This window comes from Mycobacterium zoologicum, assembly GCF_020181635.2.
Taxonomy (GTDB): domain Bacteria; phylum Actinomycetota; class Actinomycetes; order Mycobacteriales; family Mycobacteriaceae; genus Mycobacterium; species Mycobacterium zoologicum.
In genome coordinates, this window is sequence record NZ_JAYJJS010000004.1 from 252,657 (window position 1) to 262,665 (window position 10,009).

Genomic DNA, 10,009 nt, shown 5'->3' on the forward strand with positions numbered 1-10,009 from the left:
GTGGTAGCTGGCCGAGACAAGGAGATCTGAGATGAGTGTGCGTTCGAATGCAGCTGCAGCCGCTGTTTTCGCGGTGGCGGCTCTGACCGCCGGATGCGGGCAGGGCGGCGGGGGCGAATCAGGGCTGAGCTGCACCACTTTCAGCAGCGTCAACAAGAACCCGGAGCAGTACGTCGCCAACACCAACGCGGTGAGCGCCCTGCTCGTCGCCCACGGTGTCACCCCGAGTGCCGGCCACCACTACAACGCGGCTGCGGGCGATCACATCATGAACGTCACCGTGGCAACGCAGGAAGTCACCGCCTACTGCAAGGCCAACCCGTCCTCGACGATCGACAAGGGCATCACGTGGTCAAACTTCAAGTCGCACTAGCAGAGCCGGGATTCTCGACGTGCACGGCGGAGGCCATGTTGCAAAGCGTGTGCGGAGCCTGAAGGGGAAGACAGATGTCGCAACGTTTCAATGTTCCGCCTGGGTGGCCGGTGCCGTCGGGTTGGACTCCGCCCGAGGGCTGGGAGCCTGATCCGTCGTGGCCACCGGCGCCGGCGGGCTGGCAGTTCTGGGTGGAGGATCTGCCGGGGCCGAGGCAAGCCTCGATGGTCACGGAGAATCGCTCTGCCGACGCTACGGGGAAACGACTGGTGATTCTCGGCACCGTCGGCGCGGTGGTCTTGATCGCCTTGGCCGGGGGAGTCGCGATGTTCCTGCATGGCCGCGGTACTACCGCAAGCCACAGCGTGGGACCAGTCGATCAGTGGACCGAGGTGTCCAAGACGCTTCCGTCCACACCGGTGACTCCTCCAATTGGAGCGCGCACCAGAGTGATCGTCAACGTCGACGGTGCGGCCTCCCACATGAACGTCACCAGCATCGAGAAGTGGGCTTCCGACGTCAACAAGCACGACGAGGAAACCTTGGTCCAGAAATGCTGGACCTATCCGAGGAGTTACATTCGGGATCGCTATCTCGCCGACGCCGCACGGGTCGCAGACCTGATGGGACGGAGCCCGCAGATGACGCAGTCAGGGCCGATGTGGACGACCGGCCAATCCGGAGACAGTTCGCTCGTCGCGTGGGCGGAGGCGAAATCCGACTATGCATGTCCCGAAATCGTATTCGCTGAGGACAGCAGGATCCGCGATGACGTGATTCTGTACCGGGCCAGACGATACATCCTCCGGGAGCAGAACAACCCGGTGAACCGCAATGACACAGCCGGAAACTACCCGCTGGTCTGTGAGTTCGTCCCCGGCAGTGTCTCGAACATCCACCGCGCGAATCCCGATGACATGGCCATGGTGTCGTCGAACAGTTCGGGATGGGTGGTCCGGGCCGGGAATGTAGAACTCACGATGCACCAGGAGCCCGGCATCACGTGTATCGAATCCGCGCGGTAACGACTCCCACACGAACCAACGGAAACCGAGTTGGCGGCAGCTTTTCGGCTTGGACATTCATCGGTGGACCGGGTGGACATCGTCGATGCTGACGAAAATCCCGCTGCCGGTGTCGTCAAAGGTGAATCGGGCGCCATCTCCGTCGGCCACGACCGTCCAGCCGTCCACCCGGTAGGTGTGCCCCGGTTTGATGCTGACTTTGTTGATTATCTTGCCGAGATTTCCTTCCGCCCAGCGCCAATCGCCGGTCTTCGTTGCGATCACACCGTTGTCCTTCGACGGCCCCCACCCCGCATCGGATTCACATATGACATTGGGCGGAGCGAACTGGCTGAAAGCATTGGGCACGTTGACCCTGCAGCGCAAACCCGATTGGGTGAACAGGTCGACCCCCCTATCGGGGAAGGTGATGACGGCGTCCGGTGCGCCAGCGCTCGCGCCCGTTCCGACGCAGCGGCACAGCACGATTGTCTTGACGGTGCCGGACACAGTTCCGCCGGTTTCGGTGGCGTTGTCGACGAGGATCCGGTAACCGGCATCGCTGGTGGGGTCTGCGGCGAAGGTCAGTCGGTAGCCGCCTTGCCCGTCGGTCTCGGTTTTGACGGCGTTGCCGTACAGTTCGATCACTCTGCTGATCGGGGTGCCCGGGGTGACGCCGTCGATGGTCCGGCCGCCGCTGTGCTGCGTAATTGAGTCGAGCACTCCGTCGGCGAACCCGAAGTCGCAGTCGCGATAGACGACCACCACGTGCCCGGACGTCGCGGCATTCGGGAAGTCGGGGTGTGCCTTGCGGATCTCGGCGAGACTCGCGCCGAGCGTGATATCGCCGATACCGTTGGACGACAACGAATTCTGGGCTTGCTGGACGTTCCGGGTGGCCAGCAGGCGTGCGGCCAACTGGTTGGCGTTCTGGGCCTGCACGAACAGGCCTCCGGTCACCTCTGCGATGCAACGCAGTTGTTCGCTGGCATTGCCCTCGGTTTTGAAACCCACCGTTGATATGGCGACGTTGGGGTACTTCTGCGCGGCCTCCCGTGCGGTGTCACACGGTGGCGTACCGCAGGTGTCCTCTCCGTCGGAGACCAGGATGATCGCCTGTGGTTCCTCGCCGGCGGGCAGTTGGGTTATCGCAGTACGCAGCGCCAGGCTGATCGGTGTGTAGCCGGACGCGGACAGTCCCGAGATCTGGGCGGCCATCTGCTGGCGGTCCAATGTTCCCATGGGGATACGGACTTTCACGTCCTGGCAGCCGGCGGCCTTCTCTGCATCCGAGGACCCGGTGCTGGTTCCGTAGGCCAACAGAGCAGTGCTCGTGCCGTCGGGTAGGCCGTCGACCAAACCCTGCGCGGCACGCTTGGCTGCGTCGATTCGGGGCCCGGGAGCGTCGGTTTCGTTCATCGATCCCGAAGCGTCCAGAATCAGCACGGTCGGCATCGCCGACGCTCGCTCGGGTTCTGCAGCATCAGGCCCGCTGCTGCCGCAACCGCTCACCAGCACAGCGACCGCTATCAGCAACGGCCACAATCGGTTGGCCATGACCCCGGACTCTACAAGCTGGGTGCTTTCGGCGCAGTCATCCGAATTCGCGTTGGAAAACATCCGACCAGCCAGCTTACTTGCTCGCGGCATCCTGCTCGGCGGCGTTGCGGTTGGCGACGGCAGCCGCGGTGTTGAGCGCGGACACCACCTTCTTCAGCCCCGGAACGTGCGTGCCGTTCCAGTCGCTGATGAACTGCTGGGCGTCGGCGCCCTTCCAGTCGACCGCCTGCACCGCCGACGTCAGCTGCGAGATGAGACCGTTGATGTCGTTCGCCTTGCCGTCCAACTGCTTGGCGAACTGGCGTACTTGATCCGTGTCCTGCCCCAGATATGCCATTTGTTACTCCTGTTCTTCGGTGGGACCGCAAACTCGCCACGAGCAACGCCCATATCCGATCGCTCATCATCGCCGACTAGCCCTTCGGGCGTAGGTACCCCAAGATCGGGGCGGACTGCTTGGAGAAGGTGTGTGGGCGCACCAGCGCGGGGTCGTGTGGCCAGCCGTCGGCTGTCTTCGCACCGGTGTAGTTCTGTTCGATGACAGAGTAATTGTCGCCGTCGACGGACGTGATCACCGCGACGTGGCCGGCGCCGCCGTTGGTCGAGTTGCCGCCGTAGACGATGACGTCGCCGGGCTGCGGAGTCCCTGAGCCGTACGGGATGCGGTCGTAGTATTTCTCGACGCCGTTTCGCCCGAAGTGATTGTAGATATCGGCTGCGGCATCGCTGTCGTGCGCCATCCCGGTGTTGGGTATTCCGTTGTCTGCGTTGTACTGTCGGAACACGTCGAAGCACTGGGCACCGTAGGCCTGGTCGTAGTTGATTTCGTTGTGCTGCCACTTGTTGACAAACGCATCTACCGCCTGGGCGTTCTGGGACGCGGCGGCGCTTGCTGCCGCAGCGCCTCCAGCCGCGGTACCGGCGACCGCACCTGCCGTACCAGCCGCCGAATGGGCGGCTGTTGTGCCGGAGTGCGCAGCCTGACTCGAACTCCCAGCTCCGGTTGCTCCGCTGACCCGGCGCTGCTCCTGGGCGTTGTTCCACGCCGACGTGCCGAGTCCTTCAACATCATTGGCGACGGACGTCAGGTTCTTCTTGTGTTTGGGCCACCAGTCGTTGACGAACGTCTGCGCGTCCTTGCCCTCCCACGTCGAAGACAGTTTTTTCACGGAGCTGTCGATGCCGCTGATCAGCGATTTGATCTGATTCGCCTTTGACTTCAGTTCCTTGCTCGTCTTCTCGACGGCATCGACATCCATCCCCAACTGCGTCATTGTTTCGCCTCTCTTCAGGGGTCTGCAGGGGTGAGGACGGCGAGCGCGGTCACGACCGCGCCCGCCATCCCGGCTGAGCCCGCCAAGGTCAGTGCCCCGAGACCTGCCGCTGTTCCTGGGCGTTGTTCCACGCCGAAGAGCCCAGTCCTTCAACGTCATTGGCGACGGACGTCAGGTTCTTCTTGTGCTTGGGCCACCAGTCGTTGACGAACGTCTGGGCGTCCTTGCCGTCCCACACCGAAGCCAGATTCTTCACGGAGCTGTCGATGCTGCTGATCAACGATTTGATCTGATTCGCCTTCGACTTCAGATCCTTGCTCGTCGTCTCGACGGCTTCGACATCCATCCCCATACGTGCCATGTTCTCGTTCCTTTCGTCATGTGACTCTTGCGGTTCTTCGGTTCGCCGGGAACCTATGGTTGTGTCGTAACTAGATGACCGGTTGCGCGACCTGCAGCCACACCCCCTTTCCTCGTTCCACGAAAATCCCACGCCCCGGCGGAAATTCGGTACGCCGGACCGTGCCGATCGAGGTGCTCAGCAGGCTGTCGGCCTCCGCTCCGTCGGGCCACAACAGCAATCCACGCCGCGATGCCTTGAACGGTTGACTCAGCGTCCACGCCTGGCTCCAGCTGGACACCTCGGACTCGCCGACGATAAGAGCCGTGGTGGAACGGGCTTTGACGAGTTCGACCAGGGCGTTCTCGGCCTCGGTGTCGCCGAAGTCGCCCACCCGCTCGATCACCACCATCAGGTCGGTTCCGTCCGCCGTCGTGAGCTGACCGGCCAACTCGCTCACCGCCTCCACACTGGCGGCGCTGTGGGTCCAGACGTCTTGACCGCCGATCGTCGACGGCCCCGGTGCGAGGTGCACGATGCGGGCGTTCGGATGCAGCCGGCGCATCGCCTGGGCCAGGGTCACCAAGGCGGTGGAACGTCCGCTGCCGGGCGGTCCGGTCACCAGCATCACCCCGGTGCTGCTCACCCCGAACGCCGTCAACGATTCGTCGGCGACACCGATCACCGCGGTGCCCGCTGCGGTAGTGGCAGGAAGGGCATCCAGCTCGATGTGCTCGGAGAGCCGCTGGATCGGTTCCGGCGGCACGAACCCACTCTGGCGCATCCGGTCGGCCAACTGCTCGATGGCACGAGCCTGGACGGAGACGTTGGAGTCGCCGCCGAACACCCCGACCTGCATCTCCAGGTCGTCCATGATCGCCCGTCCCGGAGGCGATTTCGGCGACAGGATGTCCTTGGGCACCCCGATTGTCAGATAGTCGTCTTCGGAGGCCAACCGCAGCACCATCCGCTGCTGGATCGTCGAGGCCAGTGAGGGAGGGATGGAAGCGGGCCGATCCGCGGTGATCACGACGTGGATGCCCACCATGCGGCCGTCGGCTGCGAGCTGACTGAACATCGTGAAAAACGGTGTGTGGCTGACATATTCGTACTGATCGCGGAATGGCCCGATCGAATCGAGCAACAGCAGGATGCGCGGCTCGTCGGGTTCGGCCACCGCGCGGTACTCGGTGATGGTCGAGGCATGCGCGCGGGTGAACTTGCGCGAGCGCTCCTCCAAGAGCGCGACCAGCCGCCGCAGCACCCGGCCGATGCTCTCCTCGTCGGATCCGTCGACGACGGACACCACATGTGGCAGTCCCTCGAGCACCCGAAGGCCGCCCGAGGAGAAGTCGATGCCGTAGACGTGGGTCGGGCCGGCGTTGGGGTTCAGGGCAGCCGTGATCGCCAGGGTGCGCAACGCGGTCGACTTACCGGAGCCACCGGTGCCGATGATCGCCATGTTGCCCGCCGAGTCGGGGTTGAACGTGCCGACGGGCTGGGCCTGATGAGCCGGGGTGTCGCACTTGCCGATCACCAACGCTGCGGTGTCGCCTTGCCGGGCCAGGGTTTCCAGCGGATACGTCTGCTGCAACGGCGGGAGCCACGGCTTGCGGGGCGTGGGGATGTGCAACTGCTCGGCGGCGGCGTTGACGGTGGCGACGATCCGGGCGATGTCGGCGGGTCCGGACGGTTTCGTGGCCGGTTTGGCTGCCGCCGGGTTGGCCCAGGGGCGCTTGCGGCCGAACATGAACTCCCACATGTCGATCGGGGTCTGCTCGGGTTCGTCACTGGTGCGGCCGCCGACGTAGGCGGACTGGAACGTGGTCAGCCGGCCCGGACCGGTCTTGGCGACGGCGCGGCCGGGTATCTCGGGTGGGAAATAGGCGGCCAGCGGATCGTCGATGACATCGACGGAATCCTCGACATCGTTGAGTCGCAAGGCGATCCGCAGGTTGGTGTTGGCGCGGAGGTTGTCCTTGATGACGCCGGCGGGCCGCTGGGTGGCCAATACCAGGTGCAGTCCGAGTGAGCGCCCGCGCTGCGCCACATCGATGACCCCGTCGACGAACTCGGGGACCTCCCCGGCCAGCGCGGCGAACTCGTCGACGATGATCACCAGGCTCGGTGGCGTGTCGGGGTCTCCGGTCTGCTCCAGGGCGATCAGATCCTTGGCGCGCTTGAGGTTCAACAGGTGCTCGCGGCGGCGGATCTCCGCGCCCAATGACGTCAGCGCCCGGCGAACCAGATGCGGCGAGAGGTCGGTGACCAGTCCGACGGTGTGCGGCAACTGGACGCAGTCGGCGAAAGCCGCGCCGCCCTTGTAGTCCACCAGCAGGAAGCTGATCCGATCGGGACTGTGCTCGGTGGCCATCCCGATGATCCAGGACTGCAGGAACTCACTCTTGCCCGAACCGGTTGTGCCGCCGACCAATGCATGCGGGCCGTGCTCGCGCAGGTCCAGGTGCAGCTCCCCGGATCCGGTCGACCCGACCAGCGCGCCGAGCTTGGCCGGCTTGCCCGATGACGGGCGGGCCTCCCCGTTGCGGGCGAGCACCGAGTTGTTGGAGAGCCACTGCTGGGCGATGACCGTGGGCTGGGCGGCCAGCCGGGTTCCGGCCAGCCCCAGGAACGACACCGTCCTGGGCAGGTCGGTGTCGTCGTCGACGGTGGCACCTACGTCGACCACCGGCGACAACAGCAGCGCCACCTGCCGGGCGTCGGCGACCTCGATGCTGTCGGAGGCCACCGGGACGGTGTGCCTGCCGCGGCGCACCTGGCCCACCGTCGCTCCGTCGGACTCGTTCTCGACCAGCACGAAGGTGCGGCAGGCGGCGGGCAGGCTGGTGACCTGGGTGGCGACCCAGACGATGTGAACGCCCACGGCACCGCCCTGCTCTGCGAGTCGGGTCAGCCGCGGACGGTCGATCGGCGCGGTGTCGTCGACCAGCACCACCACCGCCGGAGTGAGTGTCTGAGCCCGGGTGCCCTCACCGGCGCCGGGTTGGATGTCCGCGAACGTGTACTGGGCCTTGTCGCCGGTGGACACCCTGCGCTGCTTGACCAGATCCTCCAGCCGCGAGAGCAGGCCCAAGCCGCCGTTGGCGCTGTCGGTGAGGTGATTTCCCGACAGCGGGCTGTGCGCCGAACCGGCATGCGGCAGCCACTCCAGCCACTCCCAGGACGCCCGGGACTGCGGCGAGCTGAACGCGGTGATGGTCAGCTCAGCGGGGGAGTGCAGCCCGATCAGCTGCATGATCACGCCGCGGGCCACCCCGTCGACGACATTGCGGGGACCGCAGATCCCCAGTGCGCCGGATTCCCGCAAGTCGGCGACGATCGGGACGTCGGCGACGTTGGCGAACTCCTGCGCCAGATCGTGCAGTTGCTCGACGTGGGCGGCCTCGGCCTCATCGGTGTCGGACAGCTCGATGAGGCAGCGCGACGGGGCGTCGCCCAGCCCGAGCCGCACGGTGAGAAATCCCGGATGCTCGGGACGGTGAGTCCACAGCAGTGGCCCGAGCCGGTGGATCGCCTCGACCACCTCGGCCAGCGCGGGGGTCTCGGCCAGTCGCACCGCGTGTTCCACCCGGTGGGCCGCGGTGAGTTTCTCGGTCAGTGCGGTCAGTCCGTCATCGAAGTTGCGCACCTGTTGTTCGTATTTCTTACGGGTCTGGATCTTGCTGTCGATGTACGAGCCGATCATCAGCAGTGGGCTCAGCCCGATGAACACGATCGACATCAGGCTGCGGGTCACGGCGAACATCACTATCCCCATGATCAGCGGGGCGATCATCGAGATGATCGGAAGAGGAGCGGGTTCGGGCCGCTGCGGTGGCCTCGGTGCCTTGAACGTCTGTTCGTCGAAGCGGGTGGTCACCCGCGGGGAGCGGTTGAATTCGATGGCGATGCTGTCGGATTGACCGGCGCCGGGGCGCACCGTGTGCAGCACCGCGACGGCGGTATTGGCCAGGTGCACGGTGTCGGTGGCACCGACCAGCGCCCGCTGGGCGGCCTGGCCTTCGATACGCAGACCCGTCGGGCCGGCCAGACTGAGGATCTCGATGCTCTCGCCGATCGACAGCGCGGCGTGGACGTCGAGGATTCCCGGATCGGTGAGCACGACGTCGTTGCTTCTTCCGGAACCGATCGTCGAATTACCCGCGGGCAGGGGGAATTCCATCCCGGCATGGGGGCCGTCGAGCACCCGCAGCACCGCGACCGACCGACCCTGGCGGCGCTTGGGCGGAAGCGCGGCGGCCGCTGCGATGCTGATCGTAGAACCCGAGTGCAGCCCGGAGTCGATCAGGCTGCGCGACGGGTCGAGCAGCCGGCCGGCCTTGTCCTTGGTGAACGCGGCCTGCTCCAACTTCAACGTCAACCCACCGGCCGGGGGGCGCTGGTGCTGCTCGGGGTCGCTGAGGACCAGCGCCTGTGCCAGATCCGCCACCGATGCGGTCGCGTCGGCGGTGATCGCCACCTGCGCCTTGGTGCCGTTCGGGCGCCGGAGGATGAACTTGGCGTGCATTCAGTCCCGCTTCGTCGTCGGAATGGGCACCGGGGAGTGCACCCGGTGCAGGCTGCGGTCGGAGGCGGCGCGGCGGAACAGAGTGCGTTGCGGACGGGCCCCCAACGGGTTGGCCCCGACCGTCACGTCGAGGACCCCGAGCCCGGTAACCCGGTCGTGCAGTCCGGCTCGGCCGCGGGCGTCGGGTGTCATCGGCAGCGCCGCCAGGCCCAGTGAGAGGGCGAAGATGGTGCCGCGCAGCAGGGCGCGGCCCACCCCGGGGCGTTGCAGGTCGTCGGCGCCGACGAGGCGCAGGCCCAGCAGGGACTTGCCGAACGTCGTGCCGCTGAGGCCCTGCCAGGTCTGCATGAACGCCCAGACCGCGACGACGGCGACGGGCACGACGGCGTACACCAGTGCCGCCGTCCGCAGCGACGCGGCCGCGATCGACAGCGGCAGCGCGGGGCTGACCATGGCGGCCAGATCCAGCAGGAAGGCGCTGGAGCGTACCGCGACGCCGGCGGGCACGATCGGATCGTCGCTGGCCTCCGGCGTGGTGGGTGGCTGGGTGGGGCGTACCGCGGTGGGAGCACCCGCCGCCGCGTAGAGCTGCCCGCTGCGAGCGGTCAGGGTGTGGCCGCACCGCGTGCAGAATCGGGCGCTGGGCGGCAGGCCAGAGCCGCACTGCGGGCAGGACGCGCCTGCTCCGGCTGGCTGATCTGGCATCGACATCTCCGTCCTGGCCGGCAATCCGCCACCGCGACGGACTTTTCCCAGTGCTAAGAACCGTAATGTTCGGCCACCGGCGGCACAGTCGCACGAACGTATGATTCGCCCGCTCCCGCAGGTGGCCGAGGCCGGCCGGAATTAATCAGTCGCGACCTGTCGTTGCAGACGAGGAATTGTCAATACCTGTGGATCGGGGTGTTTCAGGCGACCTCCGTTTCGGTT

Annotated in this window: 8 protein-coding genes; 2 read left to right on the forward strand and 6 right to left on the reverse strand. The window is 66.0% G+C overall.

The features are described 5' to 3' along the window. The first annotated feature begins 31 nt into the window (after nucleotides 1–31). Nucleotides 32–373 (forward strand): hypothetical protein, encoded by a 342-nt coding sequence (locus K6T84_RS05430; protein WP_225400388.1) that lies wholly within the window; start codon nucleotides 32–34, stop codon nucleotides 371–373. 191 nt (nucleotides 374–564) lie between these two features. Next, nucleotides 565–1,398 carry a hypothetical protein gene (locus K6T84_RS05435; protein ID WP_329786655.1) on the forward strand — a complete coding sequence of 278 codons (834 nt, stop codon included), beginning with the start codon at nucleotides 565–567 and terminating at the stop codon, nucleotides 1,396–1,398. Between the two features lie 57 nt (nucleotides 1,399–1,455). Here the strand turns inward: K6T84_RS05435 and K6T84_RS05440 are convergent, their stop codons facing one another. The 6 genes from K6T84_RS05440 to K6T84_RS05465 all read right to left on the reverse strand — a co-directional run bounded on the left by K6T84_RS05440 (nucleotide 1,456) and on the right by K6T84_RS05465 (nucleotide 9,784). Further along, nucleotides 1,456–2,934: a vWA domain-containing protein gene (locus K6T84_RS05440; RefSeq protein ID WP_225400386.1), complete on the reverse strand. Its 1,479-nt coding sequence runs from the start codon at nucleotides 2,932–2,934 to the stop codon at nucleotides 1,456–1,458. A 76-nt stretch (nucleotides 2,935–3,010) separates the two neighbouring features. Further along, nucleotides 3,011–3,274 (reverse strand): WXG100 family type VII secretion target, encoded by a 264-nt coding sequence (locus tag K6T84_RS05445; protein ID WP_225400385.1) that lies wholly within the window; start codon nucleotides 3,272–3,274, stop codon nucleotides 3,011–3,013. 76 nt (nucleotides 3,275–3,350) lie between these two features. Then, complete coding sequence (locus K6T84_RS05450; protein WP_329786656.1) at nucleotides 3,351–4,196, reverse strand: CHAP domain-containing protein; 846 nt, start codon at nucleotides 4,194–4,196, stop codon at nucleotides 3,351–3,353. A gap of 103 nt (nucleotides 4,197–4,299) precedes the next feature. Further along, entirely contained in the window at nucleotides 4,300–4,572 is a 273-nt protein-coding gene (locus tag K6T84_RS05455) for a WXG100 family type VII secretion target (RefSeq protein ID WP_225400383.1), read from the reverse strand. 70 nt (nucleotides 4,573–4,642) lie between these two features. Beyond that, entirely contained in the window at nucleotides 4,643–9,079 is a 4,437-nt protein-coding gene (locus K6T84_RS05460) for an FtsK/SpoIIIE domain-containing protein (protein ID WP_225400382.1), read from the reverse strand. Then, a complete protein-coding gene (locus K6T84_RS05465; RefSeq protein ID WP_225400381.1) occupies nucleotides 9,080–9,784 on the reverse strand; it encodes an RDD family protein in 705 nt (234 codons plus the stop codon). Nucleotides 9,785–10,009 lie beyond the last annotated feature (225 nt).